This is a genomic window from Brevundimonas pondensis, assembly GCF_017487345.1.
Lineage (GTDB): Bacteria > Pseudomonadota > Alphaproteobacteria > Caulobacterales > Caulobacteraceae > Brevundimonas > Brevundimonas pondensis.
The window spans coordinates 3226388-3242512 of record NZ_CP062006.1 but is presented as its reverse complement, the minus strand read 5'-3'; the positions used below and the strand labels follow the sequence as shown (position 1 = coordinate 3242512).

Sequence of the window (16125 nt, the reverse complement as noted above, 5' to 3'; positions counted from 1 at the left end):
GTCCTCATGGTCAACGCTGAAACCCTTTGTGTGGTTGAGGACGTGGAGAGGCGGGAGTCGACATTTGCTTGTGGATGCTCCATAAGCCGCCGCTTCCGGCGCAATTGAACCTGCGCCTCCTCCATCACGACCCCCGCTCGATCGGGACGAGGATGGCGAGGACCCTCTGCCGACGTGATCGTCGCCAGAGGCCGTTTCTCTATGGAGGTCAGGGTTCGCGCATGAAAGGTTTTGAATGTTCGAGGCTCTGAATGAGCGGCTGACAGGCGTCTTCGACCGGATCACCGGCCGCGGTGCCCTGTCCGAAAAGGATGTCGAGGAAGCGCTGCGCGAAGTCCGCGTCGCCCTGCTCGAGGCCGATGTCGCCCTGCCGGTGGTCAAGGACTTCATCAGCCGCGCCAAGGAACAGGCGACCGGCGAAGAGGTCATCCGTTCGGTCAAGCCGGCCGATCAGGTGGTCAAGATCGTCTATGACGGTCTGGTCGAGATGCTGGGCGGCGAAGAGCCGACCCCGATCAACATCAATGCGACGCCGCCCGCCGTGATCCTGATGGCCGGTCTGCAGGGCTCGGGCAAGACCACGACCTCGGCCAAGCTGGCCCTGCGCCTGACCAAGTTCGACAAGAAGAAGGTCATGATGGCCTCGCTGGACACGCGTCGTCCGGCGGCCATGGAGCAGCTGGCGACCCTGGGTCAGCAGATCGAAGTCGCGACCCTGCCCATCGTGGCGGGCCAGTCGGCGGTCGAGATCGCCAAGCGCGCGCTGCAATCCGCCAAACTTCAGGGCTTCGATGTCCTGATCCTCGACACCGCCGGCCGTATCACGCTGGACGAAGCCCTGATGGCCGAGGTGGCCGAGGTCGCCCGCGTCGCCAATCCGGTCGAGACCCTGCTGGTCGCCGACAGCCTGACGGGTCAGGACGCGGTCCGCACGGCCGCCGCCTTCCACGAACGCCTGCCGCTGACCGGCCTGGTGCTGACCCGCGCCGACGGCGACGGCCGCGGCGGCGCCATGCTGTCGATGCGCGCCGTCACCGGCCTGCCGATCAAGTATCTGGGCGCCGGTGAAAAGGTCGACGCCCTCGACGTCTTCGACGCCCGCCGCGTCGCCGGCCGCATCCTGGGCCAGGGCGACATCGTCGCCCTGGTCGAAAAGGCCGCGGGCGAGCTGGACCAGGCCAAGGCCGAGAAGATGGCCCGCAAGCTGGCCAAGGGTCAGTTCGATCTGGACGACCTGGCCGCCCAGCTGCAGCAGATGAAGAAGATGGGCGGGCTTCAGGGCATCATGGGCATGCTGCCCGGCGTGGCCAAGCTGAAGGCCCAGATGGCCGACAGCAATGTCAACGACAAGATGATCGCCCGTCAGGAAGCCATCATCAGCTCCATGACCAAGGCCGAGCGCAAGAAGCCCGACCTGCTGAACGCCAGCCGCAAGAAGCGCGTCGCCGCCGGCGCCGGCGTCGAGGTCCAGGACATCAACCGCCTGCTGAAACAGCACCGGCAGATGGCCGACATGGTCAAGTCCCTGTCCAAGGGCGGCGGCAAGAACCTGCAGAAGATGGCCGCCATGATGGGCGGCCTCGGCGGCGGCGGCGGAATGCCGGGCCTCCCTGGAATGGGCGGCCCCGACATGGCCCGCCTCAAGGCCCTGGGCGGCGGCAAGATGGCCGAACCCAGCGCCGATGAAATGAAAGCCATTCAGGACCGCCTCGCGGGACTGGGCGGCGGACAACTTCCGGGGGGCCTTCCAGGCCTGCCGGGCTTCCCGAAAAAGAACTGATTTCGACTTTCTAGAAAGAGACTGAAAATGCTGAAGATTCGTCTGGCCCGCGGTGGCGCCAAGAAGCGCCCCTACTACTACATCGTCGTGGCTGACTCGCACGCCCCGCGCGACGGCAAGTTCATCGAGCGCGTCGGCAGCTACAACCCGATGCTGCCCAAGGGCAGCGCCCAGCCGCGCGTCACCCTGAAGGCCGACCGCATCTCGGAATGGCTGGCCAAGGGCGCCCAGCCGACCGACCGCGTCGCCCGCTTCATCAGCCAGTCGCAGGACGAAGTCCTGGTCGGCAAGGTCCAGTGGACGCAAGGCAACAACCCGAACAAGGGCGCTCCGGGCAAGAAGGCCCAGGAACGCGCCGCCGAGCGCGCCCAGCGCGAAGCCGACCGTCTGGAAGCTGAAGCCGCCGCCAAGGTCGAGGCTGCCGAAGCCGCCGCCCGCGCCAAGGAAGAAGCCGCCGCTGCTGCTGAAGCCGCCAAGAACGCCCCGGCTGCTGAAGAAGCCCCGGTCGAAGCCGCTGCTGAAGAAGCTCCGGCCGCCGAAGAGAACGCCGAGGGCTAAACCCTTCGGTTTCCTGGTTTCGGCCGGGATGCGGAAATGGAAAGCAGCGTCCGATCCCGGGCGCTGCTTTTCTGCTATCTGGCGCTGACAATTACGAACGGAGCCTGCGATGAGCGGTGCTGAAAAACTGATCCTCGTCGGCCAGATCGGCGGCGCCTTCGGCGTGAAGGGCGAGGTGCGCATCACCGCCTTCACCGCCGACCCCATGGCCCTGATGGCCTATCAGCCCCTGCTGAAGGCGGACGGGACCCCGGCCCTGACCCTGATCTCGGCGCGCCCGGACAAGGCGGGCGTGGTGGCCAGGGTCAAGGAGATCACCGTCAAGGAACAGGCTGACGCCCTGCGCGGGCAAAAGCTGTTCGTGCCGCGCGACCGCCTGCCCGAGCCTGAGGAAGACGAATTCTACCTGACCGATCTGGTCGGGCTTGAAGCCCGCGACCTGGACGACGCCGTGGTCGGCACGGTCAAGTCGGTGCAGAATTTCGGCGCCTCGGACATGCTGGAGATCGCCCCCCGGGAGGGCGGCCCGACCTGGTATCTGCCCTTCACCCGCGAAGCGGCGCCGGACCTGCGCATCTCCGAGGGCTGGCTGCGCGTCGTGCGTCCGACCGAGGTCGACGAGCGAGACGAGGCCTGATCGACCGCTACTGACGCGGTGGCTATTGCGAGGGACGGTCAGGCTTCCAACATGGAAGGTTCAACCCGCCCGGAGCGCCCCATGGCCGACCTGTCCGCCTTTCCGATCACCCGCCAGTATCCGGCCCAGCATCCCGACCGGCTGCAGCTCTATTCCCTGCCGACGCCGAACGGGGTGAAGGTCTCCATCCTGCTGGAGGAACTGGGTCTGGCCTATGAGCCGCATCTGGTGGACATCGGCCAGAACGAGACCTGGACGCCCGACTATCTGTCGCTGAACCCCAACGGCAAGATCCCGGCCATTATCGACCCTGACGGACCGGACGGGAAGCCTCTGCCCCTGTTCGAATCCGGGGCCATCCTGGTCTATCTGGCCGAGAAGACCGGGCGCTTCCTGCCGGCCGACCCGGCGGCGCGCTATGAGACCCTGCAATGGGTCTTCTTCCAGATGGCGGCGATCGGCCCGATGTTTGGTCAGGTCGGCTTTTTCCATAAATTCGCCGGGCGCGAGTTCGAGGACAAGCGTCCGCGCGACCGCTACGTCGCCGAGTCCCGGCGTCTGCTGGGGGTTCTGGAAGGGCGTCTAGAGGGCCGGGACTGGATCATGGGCGAGGACTACACCATCGCCGACATCGCCATCCTGGGCTGGGTGCGCAACCTGATCGGCTTTTATGAGGCGGGGGATCTGGTCGGCTTTGGTGACTTCCCGCGCGTGGCCGACTGGCTGGAGCGGGGTCTGGCGCGCCCGGCGGTGCAGCGGGGCCTGAACATCCCAGCGCGGCCTTAAGGCGAGGGTACGGGGGCGGGCGAAAGCGCCGCGCCCCCGTAAAACTCAGTGAATTCAGACTTCTTCGGTCGGAGCGTCGCCGACGTATTTCTTGATCGATTCGATGGCGCGCTTGGCGCCCGACTTGTCCGAATAGCCCTCGGTCGAGAAGATGATTTCGGAGTTGTATTTGAATCGGACGCGGAACTCGCCAGCCTTGTCCTGATAGACTTCAAACTTGTGCGCCATGATCGCCTCGCTCTGTGGCCGCCATTCGACCGAACCTCAGGCTGTCACAGTCGCGCTTGGGACGGAAGGGCGAGAAATGTAAAACCGGGTCAGGGTCGCGGACGGATCCAGCGCCGCGCGGCCAGAGCGACGAAGCCGACCGCCAGGCCCCAGAAGGCCGAGCCGACCCCGAACAGGGCCACGCCGGACGCGGTGGCGGCGAAGGTCAGCACCGCCGCCTCGCGGTCCTCGACCACGCCCATCATGCCGCCCAGCGACCCCGTCAGCGGCGCGATCAGGGCCAGGCCGGTGATGACCGCCAGCGCCCCCGTCGGCATGGCGATGAAGAGCCCGGCCAGCGGCGCGGCGAACAGGGCGACGACTAGGTAAAACAGGCCGTAGAGGACGCCGACGGTCCAGCGCCGGTCGGGATCGGGGTGGGCCTCCGGCCCGGTGCAGAGGGCGGCGGTGATGGCGGCCAGGTTGACGCCGTGGGCGCCGAAGGGCGCCAGAAGCGTGCTGGTCAGCCCGCCCCAGAAGATCAGCTTTCCGGCGGGCGGCGCGTAGCCGGCGGCGCGCAGCACCACCAGACCGGGCAGGTTCTGCGACGCCAGGGTCACCAGATAGAGCGGCAGGGCCAGGCTGATCGCCGCCTTCCAGTCGAAGGCGGGCATGACCGGCGACAGCTCGCCGAACAGGCCGGTCCCGGCGGGCAGGCCGACCAGACCGCGCAGGGCCAGGACCGCGAAGGCGGCCACCAGAACGGCGGGCAGGGCCCAGGCGGCGGCGACGCGGCGCATGATGAGGAAGACCGCCAGCAGACCCGCCGCCAGGGCCATGTCGGTGGGGAAGACCAGAAACAGCCTCAGACAGAAGGGCAGCAACACCCCCGCCAGCATGGCCGAGGCGATGGCCGCCGGGATGCGCTCGGCCAGCCGTCCCAGAGCGGGGACCAGCCCGGTCAGCACCATCAGCAGTCCGGCGAGCACGAAGGCGCCGACGGCGGTCGACCAGCCGAGACCGAGCGTCGAGGCGGCCAGCAGGGCGGCGCCCGGCGTCGACCAGGCCAGCACGACCGGCATCTTCAGCCGCCAGCTCAGCACCGCGCCGGGCAGGCCGATGCCGAGGCAGAGCGCGGTGACCATGGAGATGATCTGCGCGGGCGAGGCCCCCAGCGTCTGGCCCGCCTGAACGATCAGGGCCACGGTGCCGCCGAAGCCGATGACGGTCGCCACGGCGGCGGCGGAGAAGCTGGCGGGGGGCGGCAGGCGCGACGAACTCATGCGTCGAAGCTAGGCCGGACGACGGGGGCCGGGAAGCAAAAAGGGCCGCCGGTTTCCCGACGGCCCCTCTCATATCCAGAACCCGGTCGGGTTCAGCCCTCCATGTCGTCTGGCAGACCGACGGCGTGGAAGCCGGCGTCGACGTGGACGACTTCGCCCGTGGTCGAGCGGCCCAGGTCCGAGCACAGCCACAGGGCGGCGCCGGCGACGCCTTCCATCGAGGTCTCTTCCTTGATCAGCGAGAACTGGGCCGACTTGGAGTGCAGGCCGCGTCCGCCCGAGATGCCAGCCAGCGACAGGGTGCGCATCGCGCCGGCCGAGATGGCGTTGACGCGGATGTTCTTGGGACCCAGGTCGCGGGCGATGTAGCGGGTCGCGGCTTCCAGAGCGGCCTTGGCCACGCCCATGGTGTTGTAGTTGGGGATGACCCGTTCCGAACCCAGGTAGGTCAGGGTGATCATCGAGCCGCCGTTGGGCATCAGCTTGGCCGAACGCTTGGCCACGTCGACGAAGCTGAAGGCCGAGATGTTCATGGCCAGCAGGAAGCTGTCGCGGGTGGTGTTGTCGACGAAGGAGCCCTTCAGCTCGTCCTTGTTGGCGAAGGCCACCGAGTGGACGACGAAGTCGATCGTGCCGAATTCCTTTTCCAGCTCGGCGAAGGCGGCGTCCATGGAGGCGTCGTCGGTGACGTCGGCCTGGATCAGCAGCTTGGCGCCGACGCTTTCGGCCAGGGGGCGCACGCGGCGCTCAAGGCTTTCGCCGAGGTAGGTGAAGGCCAGCTCGGCGCCCTGGGCGGCCAGCTGCGAGGCGATGCCCCAGGCGATGGAACTGGAGTTCGCGACCCCCATGATCAGGCCCTTCTTGCCCTTCATCAGGTCGCCGGTGGGCATATCCCAGCCTTCGCTCGTCGCCATGGGTCGTCTCCGTATCTAGAACTTGTTCCGCCTTTTGGACGGGTGCGGCGCGGGTGACAAGTCGCGGCGCCGCTGGCGTTCGGCGTGAGCCTGCCTAAGTTGAAGAACGATGAGCCTCGATCCGCACAGTTCCGACGCCTTGCAACCCGGTCCGGTCTTCTTCGACCGACTGGAACTGGGCCTGGTGTTGCGGGTCTATGGCCGGATGGTCGCCGCCGGGGAATGGCGCGACTACGCCATGATCGGCCACAAGGAGGTGGCCGAATTCGCCGTCTTCCGCCGCTCTGGCGACGCGCCCCTCTACCGGATCGAGAAACGCCCGGCCCTGCGCCTGAAGCAAGGGCAGTGGGCCGTGATCGGCGAGGGCGGCCATGTGCTGAAACGCGGCCGCGACCTGGCCCAGGTGCTGCGGGTCTTCGACAGCCGGAAGTTTACGGTGGTGGAATAGAAAAAGGCCCCGACATCGCTGTCGGGGCCTTCATTTTTGTGGCCTATCGCGCTTGCGCGCTGCTTGAAGCCCTTATTCCCGGCTGCCGCCCATGAAGGCCAGCAGGAACTGGAACAGGTTCACGAAGTTGATGAACAGGCTCAGGGCGCCGAAGCCCGTGGCCACGCCCATGGCTTCCTGATTACCGCCGAGCGCGTAGTAGGTCATCTTCAGGCGCTGGGTGTCATAGGCGATCAGGCCCGAGAAGATCAGGACGCCGAGGCCCGAGATGATCAGGTACAGCGTGCCCGACTGCATGAACATGTTGACCAGAGAGGCGATGACCAGGCCGATCACGCCCATGATCAGGAAGCTGCCCATGGCGGTCAGATCCTTCTTGGTCGTGTAGCCGACCAGGCTGAGACCCGCGAAGGCTGCGGCCGTGACGAAGAAGGTCGAGGCCAGCGAACCGCCGGTGTAGCGCAGGAACAGGACGCCCAGACCGGCGCCGATGGTGGCGACCACGGCCCAGTAGAGCATGTTAACGCCGCGAGCCGTCGGGTTCTTCATGAAGAACATGGAGCCGAACAGCATGACCAAGGGCGAGAACTGGATGATCATGCCCAGCAGGGTCAGGCCGATGCGGCCGTCGTCGGTACGGGCGAACAGCAGTTGCTGTACGGCGGGCACGTTGCCGGTGATGTAGGCGAGGGCGCCGGCGACCACGAGGCCGAGGGCCAGCTTGTTGTAGACGCCGAGCATGAAGGCGCGCAGACCGGCGTCGACGGACATGTCCGCCGACTGCGGAAGCGGGCGCGCATAGCCGTTGTTGAAGTCGCTCATCGCGAAAGAAGTCTCCTGAGTGGACGGCAAAGGCCGACCTTGACGGGAAATATCGGGACGGACGGCCCGCCTTGCAAGGAAAACCCGTCTTCCGGACACACGTTCCGCCCGCTACCAAGGGTCGCATGCTGCGCCTGTTCACCGCCATCGCCATCCCGGAAGACGTCGCCGAGACGCTTCAGCGCCGTCAGTCCGGCCTGCCCGGCGCGCGCTGGCGTCCGCTGGACGCCCTGCACGTCACGCTGGCCTTCTATGGCGAGGCGTCGGAGCGTACGGCTGACGATCTGGCCTCGGAGCTGAGCCGGGCCGAGGGCGGCGGGGCCTTCGAGATCACCCTGAACGGCGTCGGGGCCTTCGGCGACGCCCACCGCACCCATACCCTGTGGGCCGGGCTGGAGCGGTCGGAGCCGCTGAACGTCCTCGCCGGGCGCTGCCGCTCGGCGGGCGAGCGCGCGGGCGTGCCGCCTGAGAAACGCGAGTATCGGCCTCACGTGACCCTGGCCTATCTGAAGCCGCAGGCGAATCCGGATCGGATCGGGGCCTGGATCACGGGGCACAATCTGTTGCATTCGCCGCCGATCCGGATCGATCGGTTCGGCCTCTATTCCAGCGTCCTGACCGGCGACGGCAGCGTCTACAGCCTGGAGCGGGAGTATCTGCTATGATCGAGCCTCCGACCTCGCCTTTGGGCCCCACGCTGGAGACGGAGCGCCTGTTCCTGCGCCCGCCGACGCTGGAGGACTTCCCGCGTTGGGCCGACTTCATGAGCGATCCGGAGACGACCCGCTTCATCGGCGGGGTGCAGTCGAAGCACGAGGTCTGGCGCGGCATGGCCTCGGTCGCGGGGATGTGGGCCCTGCAGGGCGAGGGCATGTTCTCGCTGATCGAGAAAGAGACCGGGAACTGGATGGGCCGCATCGGGCCGCTGCATCCCTATGACTGGCCGGGCCGGGAGGTGGGCTGGAGCCTGCACCGCGACGCCACGGGCAAGGGCTATGCCGTCGAGGCCGCCGCCGCGACCATGGACTATGCCTTCGACGTGCTGGACTGGGATGACGTCATCCACTGCATCGACCCCGACAACCGCGGCTCGGAAAAGGTGGCCGAGCGGCTGGGGTCACGCAATCGCGGGCCGGGCCGCATCCCCCCGCCGTTCCAGCATCATGTGGTCAACCTGTGGGGCCAGACGCGCGTGGAATGGCGGGTGAACCGGTCGCGCTTGCGGTAGGAACATAGGCGGAACATAAAGGCGATATGGCCGTCTCCGCCCTGCATCTCGAACTGGCTTTCAGCCGCCCCGAGACCACCCTGTCGGTGACGCGCGGGGCGGCGCGGCTGATGCTGGACATGGGCTATGCCCCGCTGCTGGAGGTCTGTCTGCCCAATGGTCGCCGCGCCGACGTCATGGCCCTGGGGCCGAAGGGCGACGTGGTCATCTGCGAGGTGAAGTCGGGGATCGACGACTATCGCGTCGACCGCAAATGGCAGGAGTACGGGCCGTTCTGCGACGCCTTCTACTTCGCCGTCGCGCCGGAGTTTCCGCAAGGCGTGCTGCCCGACGAGCCGGGGCTGATCGTCGCCGACGGCTTCGGCGGGGCGGTGGTGCGAGACGCGCCCGCCACCCCGCTGGCCCCGGCGCGGCGCAAGGCGCTGACCCTGGCCTTCGCAAGGTTAGGCGCGCTCAGGACGATACGGGACTAGTTCCCTTCTCCCACAAGGGGAGAAAGGAATTAGCGCGGTGCGCGCTTCGCCAGAATCCGCTGCAGGGTCCGGCGGTGCATGCCCAGACGCCGCGCGGTTTCCGAGACATTGTGGTCGCACAGCTCATAGACGCGCTGGATATGCTCCCAGCGCACCCGGTCGGCGCTCATGGGGTTTTCCGGCGGCTCGGGGGCTTCGCCGACCGAGAGCAGGGCCTTGACCACGTCGTCGGCGTCGGCGGGCTTTTGCATATAGTCGACGGCGCCGGCCTTGACCGCCGCGACGGCGGTGGCGATGGCGCCGTAGCCGGTCAGCATGACGATGCGGGCGTCCTCGCGGCGTTCGCGGATGGCCTCGACCACCTTCAGGCCGTTGCCGTCCTCCAGCCGCATGTCCAGAACGGCGAAGGCCGGAACCGAGACGCGCAGGGCGTCGCCGGCCTCGGCCACTGAACCGGCCAGGGTGACGTCAAAGCCGCGCGCTTCCAGCGCCCGGCCCATGCGGGTGCGCAGGGCGGCGTCGTCGTCCAGCAGCAGCAGGGTCTTGTCGGCCAGGGTGGCGATACGGGCTTCAAGTTCGGACATTCGGTTCTCCTGAGGCTCAGGTCGTGCGTCTCAGCCGCATGGTCAAGGTTTTAGCTCCCGACTGCGACATCAGGTTCCACTTGGGCGTTGCGGGGTTCAAGGGCGGGCTCGGCGACTTCAAGCGCCTGTCGCGGCCAGCGGACGGTGACGCGGGCGCCCTTGGGGTGGCCCTTCTCGCCGTCGCCGGATCCGACCGAGACCTTGCCGCCGCTGCGTTCCAGCAGGGTGCGGGCGATGAAGAAGCCCAGGCCCATGCCGCCCTGGCTGGGGGCGATGGGGGCGGTGAGGGGGCGGCGTCTTGCGGCCCCTGGCGCGCGAGCCGCCGGGGGGGGCGGCGGCGGCGGCGATCTGGGGCCGCGAGCGCCCGGCGGGCCTTGGCCTGGGGCCGGCTGGTGACATAGGGCTCGCCCAGGCGCGGCAGGATCTCGGACGCGAAACCGGGGCCGTCGTCGAGGATGTCGATCTCGATCCAGCCGGCGTCGACGATGGCGGTGACGCGCACCCGACTATTGGCGAAGTCGGCGGCGTTCTCGATCAGGGTCGACAGGCCGTGGATGACCTCGGGCAGGCGGTGGACGCGGGGCAGGGGCTGACCCGGCGGGGCCTTCACCGCCGTCTGGAAGTCCAGGTCAAAGCCTCGATGCGGCTCGACCACCTCTTCCAGCAGGGCCTTCAGATCGACGTCGGCGTAGAGGGCGTCGCCTTCCTCGGGCTGGGCCGAGAGCTGTTTCAGGATGTCGCGGCAGCGCTCGGCCTGCTGCAGCATCAGGGCGGCGTCCTCGGCCACCGGGCTGTCGGGGGGCGAGGCGCGCAGCAGCTCCTTGGCCACGACCTGAATGGTCGCCAGCGGCGTGCCCAGTTCGTGCGCGGCGGCGGCGGCCAGACCGCCCAGCGCCGCCAGTCTCTGCTCGCGTTGCAGCACGTCCTGGGTGGTGGCCAGGGCCAGTTCCAGCTTCTCGGCGTCGGCGGCCACCTTCCAGGCATAGCCCGAGGTGAACAGGACCCCGGTGGCCAGGGCCAGCCCCATGCCGAAGCGATAGAGGGGCGGCAGGACCAGATGTTCGTGCAGGCGCCACGGCAGGGGCAGGGACCAGGAGAAGAGAACGCCGAGCGCGATCAGGGCCATGACGCCCAGCACCAGGGCCTGACGCGAGGGCAGGGAGGCCGCCGCGATCGTCACTGGCGCCACCAGCAGCAGGCAGAAGGGGTTGTCCAGTCCGCCGGTCAGGGCCAGCAGGGTGGCCAGCTGCAGGATGTCGAAGCCCAGCTGCGCCGCCGTCTGCGGGCCGTTGGGCAGGCTGCCGTCGATGCGGCGGGCCCGCGCCATGGTGGCCAGGTTCATCACCACCCCGGCGCCGATGGTCGCCAGGCACTCCCACAGGGGCAGGGGGAAGTGCAGGGCGAAATAGGCGGTCAGGATGGCGCAGGTCTGGCCGAAGACGGCCAGCCAACGCAGGACGATCAGGGTCCGCAACGACAGGCCGCGCCCGCGCCGGGGCCGCTCGCGCAGGGCCTCCATGACGCCGGGGTGGCCGGCGGCCTTCACGGCCTGCGACAGGGAGGGGGCTTCTGTGCTGCTCACGCCTCTTCTATAGACCGCCAAGCTGACGGCCGCATCCTCGCCGTCACAGGAGAAGTCGATGCCGCGTCGTCCCGTCATTCTGTTCGCCGCCGCCTGCGCGGTCATCGCCCTGGCCCTGGGTCTGATCACCATGGTCGTGGTCAAGGGACGCGAGCAGTCGGCCCAGGTCGCCGAGAGCGGCACGGGCCAACCTATGGTGGGCGGACCCTTCACCTTGACCAATCAGGATGGACAGGTGGTCGATCAGTCGATCCTGAAGGACAAGTGGACCCTGGTCTTCTTCGGCTTCACCTACTGTCCCGACTACTGCCCGACGACGCTGGGCGTGCTGAACGCCGTGCAGGAACGCATGGGCGACAAGGCCAAGGATCTGCAGATCGTCTTCATCAGCATCGATCCCGAGCGGGACACGCCGCAGCTGCTGAAGGACTATCTGTCGTCGGACGGCTTCCCCAAGGGCGTAATCGGTCTGACCGGCACGCCGGAACAGACGGCCCAAGTCGCGAAGGAATACCGCGCCTTCTACCAGAAGGTCGGAGAGGGCGAGGGCTATACGATGAACCACAGCCTGACCGTCTATCTGATGGGACCGGACGGCCAGTTCCGCAGCGCCGTGGCCCACGACCTGGGGCCGGACCGGACCGCCAAGCTGATCGAGAACGCCATGGAGCGCGGCTGATCACCTTTCCCTGATGAGGGCGACCTTGGTCTGTTTTGCGCTGAAACCTAATATATGCTGCATTGCCGCATCGGCGGGGGCCGCAGTCGGGGTTTCATGCTCTACGCATTTCACGAGCTCGCCTATCATTCGGCGACGCCGTTCCGGATCGGGGCCCAGATGGCGCGCCAGTTCTGGACGTCGCCCTTCAATCCGGCCTCGGACACGGCTATCGGACGCACGGCCTACGCCTCGGCCGAGGTGTTCGAGAGCCTGACGCGGCGTTACGGCAAGCCCGCCTGGGGGCTTGAGACCCTGGACATCGACGGTCATGCCGTGCGCACGACGGAACAGGTGGTCTGGTCCTCGCCCTGGTGCAGGCTGGTGCAGTTCAAACGCAATGCAGGCGACCTGAAGCGGGCGGGCAAGCCGTCCGACGTCCCCGCCGTCCTGATCGTCGCGCCCCTGTCGGGCCATTACGCCACCCTGCTGCGCGGCACGGTCGAGGGCTTCCTTCAGGACCACGATGTCTATGTCAGCGACTGGGAGAATGCTCGCCAGGTGCCGGTGCTGGAGGGCCGCTTCGACTTCAACGACTATATCGACCACGTCCGGTCCATGCTGACGGCCATCGGCCCGCGCGCCCATGTCGTCGGCGTCTGTCAGCCGGGGCCGCCGGTGCTGGCGGCCTGCGCCGTCATGGCGGCCGAGAACGATCCCAACCGGCCCGCCTCCATGACCTTCATGGGCTCGCCCATCGACGCCCGCCTGTCGCCGACGGTGACCAATCAGCTGGCCGAGGAAAAGCCCTTCACCTGGTTCCGGTCGAACATGATCCACACCGTGCCCTGGCCCTATCCGGGGTTCGGGCGCCGCGTCTATCCGGGCTTCGTCCAGCTCTACAGCTTCATGTCGATGAACGAGGACAAGCATGTTGACGCCCATCATCGCTATTTCGAGAGCCTGGTGGCCGGCGACGGCGACGGGGTCGAGAAGCACGAGCAGTTCTACGACGAGTATCTGTCGGTGCTGGACCTGACCGAGGAATTCTATCTCCAGACCATCGATATCGTCTTCCAGCAGCACCTTTTGGCGCGCGGTCTGCTGGAGCATCGCGGACAGACGGTCGATCTGTCGACGATCACGGACATCGGCCTGGCCACGGTCGAGGGCGAGAAGGACGACATTTCCGGCGTAGGCCAGACCCAGGCTGCGCACGGCCTGACGCCTCACATCCCTGACGAGCGGCGTCTGCTCTACGTCCAGCCGGGCGTGGGCCACTACGGCGTGTTCAACGGCCGTCGCTTCCGTGACGAGATCTATCCGCGGGTGCGCGACTTCATCGCCCAGAACGAGTCCTTGAGTGCAGTATCGGAACGGTCAGCGGCTGCCGCTTGAGGGCGGGGGCGCCCTTCGCCTGTCGGTGAATCCGCGCGCACGACGGCTGTCGATCCGCATCGACGCCCGTGCCGGCGAAGCCGTGGCCGTGGCGCCCTCCGAGCGTCGTCTGGGCGAGGTGGTGGCCTTTGCGCGCACCAAGTCCGACTGGATCGCTGATCGGCTGGCCGCGCGGGTGGCGGGAGCGCCGCTTGAACCCGGCGGGGCGGTGTCCTGGCTGGGACGGACCGTGCGACTGGAGGCGGTCGGCGGCGCGGGCGCGGCGCGTCTGGTCGAGACGGCGGACGGGCCGGTGATCCGCTCGGGCGGAGAGGGTGAGGCCTTCTCGCGCCGGGTCGAGAACTGGTTCAGGCGGGCGGCGCGTGAGTTTCTGGTCGGCCGTACAGAGGTTCATCTGGCCGCTCTGGGGCAGAAGCCGGTCAAGGTGTCGATCGTCGACACCCGCTCGCGCTGGGGCTCGTGCAGCCCGCACAACCGCTCGATCCGCTATTCGTGGCGGGTCATCATGGCCCCGGCCGAGGTGGCGGACTACCTGGCCGCGCACGAGGTCGCCCATCTGGTCCACGCCGACCACAGCCCGGCCTATTGGGCGGTGGTGCATCGGCTGGTCGGCGACCATCGGCCGTTCCGCCAATGGCTGCGCGACCACGGCGCGGCCCTGCACGCCGTGGGGCGCTGAGGCTCCCTTAGAAGAAGTCGGCGTCGGCCTTCTTCTCCGCGCGGGGGGCTTCCTTGACGGTCGGTTGAGGCGAGGTCGGCCGGATGACGGGCTGGTTGCCAGGCAGGGGCGCGGGCGTCGGAACCGGCTGGCCGTCGATGATGGGCGGGCCGGGCTCGCCCTCGATCGGCTGGGCGTAGGGGTCCTGAACCTGGCCCATCATGTCACCGACGGGATCGGGCGCGACCCAGCCTTCGGGCAGGGGCGGGCCGTTGGGGATGGGCTGGACGGCCAGTCTGGGCAGGGCGGCCTCCATGAAGCCGCGCCAGATGGCGGCGGGCGAGGAGCCGCCGGTCACGCCGCGCATGGCCTTGTTGTCGTCCTTGCCGACCCAGACGGCGGCGACGAAGCCGCCGGTGTAGCCGACGAACCAGGCGTCCTTGTAGTCCGAGGTGGTGCCGGTCTTGCCGGCGATGTCGCGCCCGCCGATGGCCGCCGAACGACCGCTGCCCGAGGTGATCACGCCGCGCAGCATCTGGTTCATGTAGTAGAGAGACGGGTTGTTGATCGTCTGACCGTTTTCGCCTGTGCCGTGGTTGTAGATGACGCGGCCCGAGGGGGTGCGGATGCGGCTGATGCCATAGGCCTCGACCCGCTTGCCGCCGTTGGCGAAGGCGTCATAAGCCTGGGCCATCTCCAGCGGGCTGACCTCGACGGCGCCGAGGGCCATGGACGGCTGAAGGCCGATCTCGCTGGTGATGCCCAGACGGCGCGCGGCGCGGGCCACGGCGTCGCGGCCGACCTGATCGGCCACATAGGCGGCCACCGTATTGGTCGACTGGGCTACGGCCTGGGCCAGGGTCATCTGGCCCGAGAAATTGCCGGAATAGTTCCTGGGCGACCAGCCGCCGATGGTGACGGGCTGGTCCACGACCGGGGTGGTCGGGGTGTAGCCGGCCTCGACCGCGGCCAGATAGACGAAGGGCTTCCATGCCGAGCCGGCCTGACGGCGGGCGTCCGTGGCGCGGTTGAACTGGCTGTCGGCGTAGGAGCCGCCGCCGATCATGGCGCGGACGCGGCCCTCGCCGTCCAGCGCCACCAGGGCCGCCTGTTCGACCCCCCGGCCCTTGTCGCGGTCGAGGATGCGACGCACGGCGCGTTCGGCGTCGGTCTGCAGGGTCAGGTCCAGGGTGGTCTCGACCACCATGTCCTCGGTCGGTTCGCCGACCAGGCCGCGGATCTGCTTGTCCAGCCAGTCGATGAAGTACTGGGCGTGCTGGCTGGCCAGGGTGCGCGAGACGCGGACCGGTTCGGCCACGGCGGCGTCGCGCTGGGCCGGGGTGATGGCCCCGACCTCGACCATTTCGTTCAGCACGACATTGGCGCGGGTGGCGGCGCGTTCGCTCTCGGACACGGGGGAATAGCGCGACGGCGCCTTGAGCAGGCCGGCCAGAAGGGCGGATTCGCCCACCGTCAGCTTGTCGGCGCTCTTGTCGAAGTAGCGCTGCGAGGCCGCCTCGATGCCATAGGCGCCGGCGCCGAAATAGACCCGGTTCAGATAGAGGGCGAGGATTTCCTTCTTGGTGAACTTCATCTCCAGCCACACGGCCAGCATCAGCTCCTGCACCTTGCGCTTCATGTTCTGATCGGGCGTCAGGAACAGGTTCTTGGCCAGCTGCTGGGTGATGGTCGAACCGCCCTGGACGACGCGCCCGGCCTTGAGATTCGAGGCCATGGCCCGGCTCATGCCGATGGGGTCGAAGCCGGGGTGGTGATAGAAGCGGCGGTCCTCGATGGCCACGAAGGCGGCCGGGACATAGTCGGGCAGGGCGTCCAGATCGACCGGAGGCGCCATCTGGGTGCCGCGCACGGCGATCAGGGCCCCGGAACGGTCCAGATAGGTGATCGAGGGCTGGCGATCGACCTCGTACAGGCTGGAGGTGTCGGGCAGGTCGCGTGCGAAGACGGCGAAGAAGACGACGGCGAAGATCAGGCCCCAGACGGCCAGCACGGCGCCCCAGTAGAAGAGGTTGCCGAGGAAGGACCGGCGCGGCTTCCTGCCGCCGCCTTGCTCGTTGCGGTCCGGTCCGCCGTCTTTACGCGCCATGG

General features: G+C 68.0%; 18 protein-coding genes. 11 read left to right on the top strand and 7 right to left on the bottom strand.

Annotated elements, in window-relative coordinates:
* Positions 1-235 precede the first annotated feature (235 nt).
* The 4 genes from ffh to IFE19_RS15960 all read left to right on the top strand — a co-directional run bounded on the left by ffh (position 236) and on the right by IFE19_RS15960 (position 3761).
* Positions 236-1780 carry a signal recognition particle protein gene (ffh, locus tag IFE19_RS15975; RefSeq protein ID WP_207824047.1) on the top strand — a complete coding sequence of 515 codons (1545 nt, stop codon included), beginning with the start codon at positions 236-238 and terminating at the stop codon, positions 1778-1780.
* Positions 1781-1807: 27 nt separating this feature from the next.
* Positions 1808-2338, top strand: coding sequence for a 30S ribosomal protein S16 (rpsP, locus tag IFE19_RS15970; RefSeq protein WP_207824045.1), 531 nt, complete (start codon positions 1808-1810; stop codon positions 2336-2338).
* 109 nt (positions 2339-2447) lie between these two features.
* Positions 2448-2975, top strand: coding sequence for a ribosome maturation factor RimM (gene rimM, locus IFE19_RS15965; protein ID WP_207824043.1), 528 nt, complete (start codon positions 2448-2450; stop codon positions 2973-2975).
* An 81-nt stretch (positions 2976-3056) separates the two neighbouring features.
* Complete coding sequence (locus tag IFE19_RS15960) at positions 3057-3761, top strand: glutathione S-transferase N-terminal domain-containing protein (protein WP_207824042.1); 705 nt, start codon at positions 3057-3059, stop codon at positions 3759-3761.
* Between the two features lie 54 nt (positions 3762-3815).
* Here IFE19_RS15960 and IFE19_RS15955 read toward each other — a convergent pair whose 3' ends face one another.
* The 3 genes from IFE19_RS15955 to IFE19_RS15945 form a co-directional block, all read right to left on the bottom strand.
* Positions 3816-3989 carry a YegP family protein gene (locus IFE19_RS15955; RefSeq protein ID WP_076224443.1) on the bottom strand — a complete coding sequence of 58 codons (174 nt, stop codon included), beginning with the start codon at positions 3987-3989 and terminating at the stop codon, positions 3816-3818.
* A gap of 89 nt (positions 3990-4078) precedes the next feature.
* The gene (locus IFE19_RS15950) at positions 4079-5251 is read right to left on the bottom strand and encodes a benzoate/H(+) symporter BenE family transporter (protein ID WP_207824041.1); all 1173 of its coding nucleotides are present in this window, start codon (positions 5249-5251) and stop codon (positions 4079-4081) included.
* A 92-nt stretch (positions 5252-5343) separates the two neighbouring features.
* A complete protein-coding gene (locus IFE19_RS15945) occupies positions 5344-6141 on the bottom strand; it encodes an enoyl-ACP reductase FabI (protein WP_207827693.1) in 798 nt (265 codons plus the stop codon).
* A 133-nt stretch (positions 6142-6274) separates the two neighbouring features.
* Between IFE19_RS15945 and IFE19_RS15940 the strand changes: the two genes are divergently transcribed.
* On the top strand, positions 6275-6613 hold the full coding sequence (locus IFE19_RS15940; RefSeq protein ID WP_207824039.1) for a DUF2794 domain-containing protein: 339 nt from the start codon (positions 6275-6277) through the stop codon (positions 6611-6613).
* Positions 6614-6685: 72 nt separating this feature from the next.
* Here IFE19_RS15940 and IFE19_RS15935 read toward each other — a convergent pair whose 3' ends face one another.
* Positions 6686-7435 carry a Bax inhibitor-1/YccA family protein gene (locus IFE19_RS15935; protein WP_207824036.1) on the bottom strand — a complete coding sequence of 250 codons (750 nt, stop codon included), beginning with the start codon at positions 7433-7435 and terminating at the stop codon, positions 6686-6688.
* 125 nt (positions 7436-7560) lie between these two features.
* Between IFE19_RS15935 and thpR the strand changes: the two genes are divergently transcribed.
* The 3 genes from thpR to mmcB are packed head-to-tail and all read left to right on the top strand — an operon-like array spanning position 7561 to position 9136.
* Positions 7561-8100, top strand: a complete 540-nt coding sequence (gene thpR / locus IFE19_RS15930; protein ID WP_207824034.1) for an RNA 2',3'-cyclic phosphodiesterase — start codon at positions 7561-7563, stop codon at positions 8098-8100.
* Positions 8097-8663 carry a GNAT family N-acetyltransferase gene (locus tag IFE19_RS15925; RefSeq protein WP_207824032.1) on the top strand — a complete coding sequence of 189 codons (567 nt, stop codon included), beginning with the start codon at positions 8097-8099 and terminating at the stop codon, positions 8661-8663. The genes thpR and IFE19_RS15925 overlap by 4 nt, the downstream gene beginning before the upstream one ends.
* 26 nt (positions 8664-8689) lie before the next feature.
* Positions 8690-9136, top strand: a complete 447-nt coding sequence (gene mmcB / locus IFE19_RS15920) for an MmcB family DNA repair protein (RefSeq protein ID WP_207824030.1) — start codon at positions 8690-8692, stop codon at positions 9134-9136.
* Positions 9137-9165: 29 nt separating this feature from the next.
* On the opposite strand, the gene IFE19_RS15915 is transcribed toward mmcB, so the two are convergent.
* Complete coding sequence (locus IFE19_RS15915) at positions 9166-9720, bottom strand: ActR/PrrA/RegA family redox response regulator transcription factor (RefSeq protein ID WP_207824028.1); 555 nt, start codon at positions 9718-9720, stop codon at positions 9166-9168.
* A gap of 16 nt (positions 9721-9736) precedes the next feature.
* Entirely contained in the window at positions 9737-11302 is a 1566-nt protein-coding gene (locus IFE19_RS15910; protein WP_318780456.1) for an ActS/PrrB/RegB family redox-sensitive histidine kinase, read from the bottom strand.
* A gap of 58 nt (positions 11303-11360) precedes the next feature.
* Between IFE19_RS15910 and IFE19_RS15905 the strand changes: the two genes are divergently transcribed.
* The 3 genes from IFE19_RS15905 (at position 11361) to IFE19_RS15895 (ending at position 14037) form a co-directional block, all read left to right on the top strand.
* On the top strand, positions 11361-11981 hold the full coding sequence (locus IFE19_RS15905; protein ID WP_207824020.1) for an SCO family protein: 621 nt from the start codon (positions 11361-11363) through the stop codon (positions 11979-11981).
* A gap of 96 nt (positions 11982-12077) precedes the next feature.
* Complete coding sequence (locus tag IFE19_RS15900; RefSeq protein ID WP_207824011.1) at positions 12078-13358, top strand: polyhydroxyalkanoate depolymerase; 1281 nt, start codon at positions 12078-12080, stop codon at positions 13356-13358.
* Positions 13324-14037 carry a M48 family metallopeptidase gene (locus tag IFE19_RS15895; protein ID WP_207824009.1) on the top strand — a complete coding sequence of 238 codons (714 nt, stop codon included), beginning with the start codon at positions 13324-13326 and terminating at the stop codon, positions 14035-14037. The genes IFE19_RS15900 and IFE19_RS15895 overlap by 35 nt, the downstream gene beginning before the upstream one ends.
* A gap of 7 nt (positions 14038-14044) precedes the next feature.
* Here the strand turns inward: IFE19_RS15895 and IFE19_RS15890 are convergent, their stop codons facing one another.
* Entirely contained in the window at positions 14045-16123 is a 2079-nt protein-coding gene (locus IFE19_RS15890) for a transglycosylase domain-containing protein (RefSeq protein WP_207824007.1), read from the bottom strand.
* Between the last annotated feature and the right edge of the window lie 2 nt (positions 16124-16125).

Coding starts and splice junctions, on each gene's coding strand:
- ffh (WP_207824047.1), top strand. CDS start 236: ATGTTCGAGGCTCTGAATGAGCGGCTGACAGGCGTCTTCGACCGGATC.
- rpsP (WP_207824045.1), top strand. CDS start 1,808: ATGCTGAAGATTCGTCTGGCCCGCGGTGGCGCCAAGAAGCGCCCCTAC.
- rimM (WP_207824043.1), top strand. CDS start 2,448: ATGAGCGGTGCTGAAAAACTGATCCTCGTCGGCCAGATCGGCGGCGCC.
- IFE19_RS15960 (WP_207824042.1), top strand. CDS start 3,057: ATGGCCGACCTGTCCGCCTTTCCGATCACCCGCCAGTATCCGGCCCAG.
- IFE19_RS15955 (WP_076224443.1), bottom strand. CDS start 3,989: ATGGCGCACAAGTTTGAAGTCTATCAGGACAAGGCTGGCGAGTTCCGC.
- IFE19_RS15950 (WP_207824041.1), bottom strand. CDS start 5,251: ATGAGTTCGTCGCGCCTGCCGCCCCCCGCCAGCTTCTCCGCCGCCGCC.
- IFE19_RS15945 (WP_207827693.1), bottom strand. CDS start 6,141: ATGCCCACCGGCGACCTGATGAAGGGCAAGAAGGGCCTGATCATGGGG.
- IFE19_RS15940 (WP_207824039.1), top strand. CDS start 6,275: ATGAGCCTCGATCCGCACAGTTCCGACGCCTTGCAACCCGGTCCGGTC.
- IFE19_RS15935 (WP_207824036.1), bottom strand. CDS start 7,435: ATGAGCGACTTCAACAACGGCTATGCGCGCCCGCTTCCGCAGTCGGCG.
- thpR (WP_207824034.1), top strand. CDS start 7,561: ATGCTGCGCCTGTTCACCGCCATCGCCATCCCGGAAGACGTCGCCGAG.
- IFE19_RS15925 (WP_207824032.1), top strand. CDS start 8,097: ATGATCGAGCCTCCGACCTCGCCTTTGGGCCCCACGCTGGAGACGGAG.
- mmcB (WP_207824030.1), top strand. CDS start 8,690: ATGGCCGTCTCCGCCCTGCATCTCGAACTGGCTTTCAGCCGCCCCGAG.
- IFE19_RS15915 (WP_207824028.1), bottom strand. CDS start 9,720: ATGTCCGAACTTGAAGCCCGTATCGCCACCCTGGCCGACAAGACCCTG.
- IFE19_RS15905 (WP_207824020.1), top strand. CDS start 11,361: ATGCCGCGTCGTCCCGTCATTCTGTTCGCCGCCGCCTGCGCGGTCATC.
- IFE19_RS15900 (WP_207824011.1), top strand. CDS start 12,078: ATGCTCTACGCATTTCACGAGCTCGCCTATCATTCGGCGACGCCGTTC.
- IFE19_RS15890 (WP_207824007.1), bottom strand. CDS start 16,123: ATGGCGCGTAAAGACGGCGGACCGGACCGCAACGAGCAAGGCGGCGGC.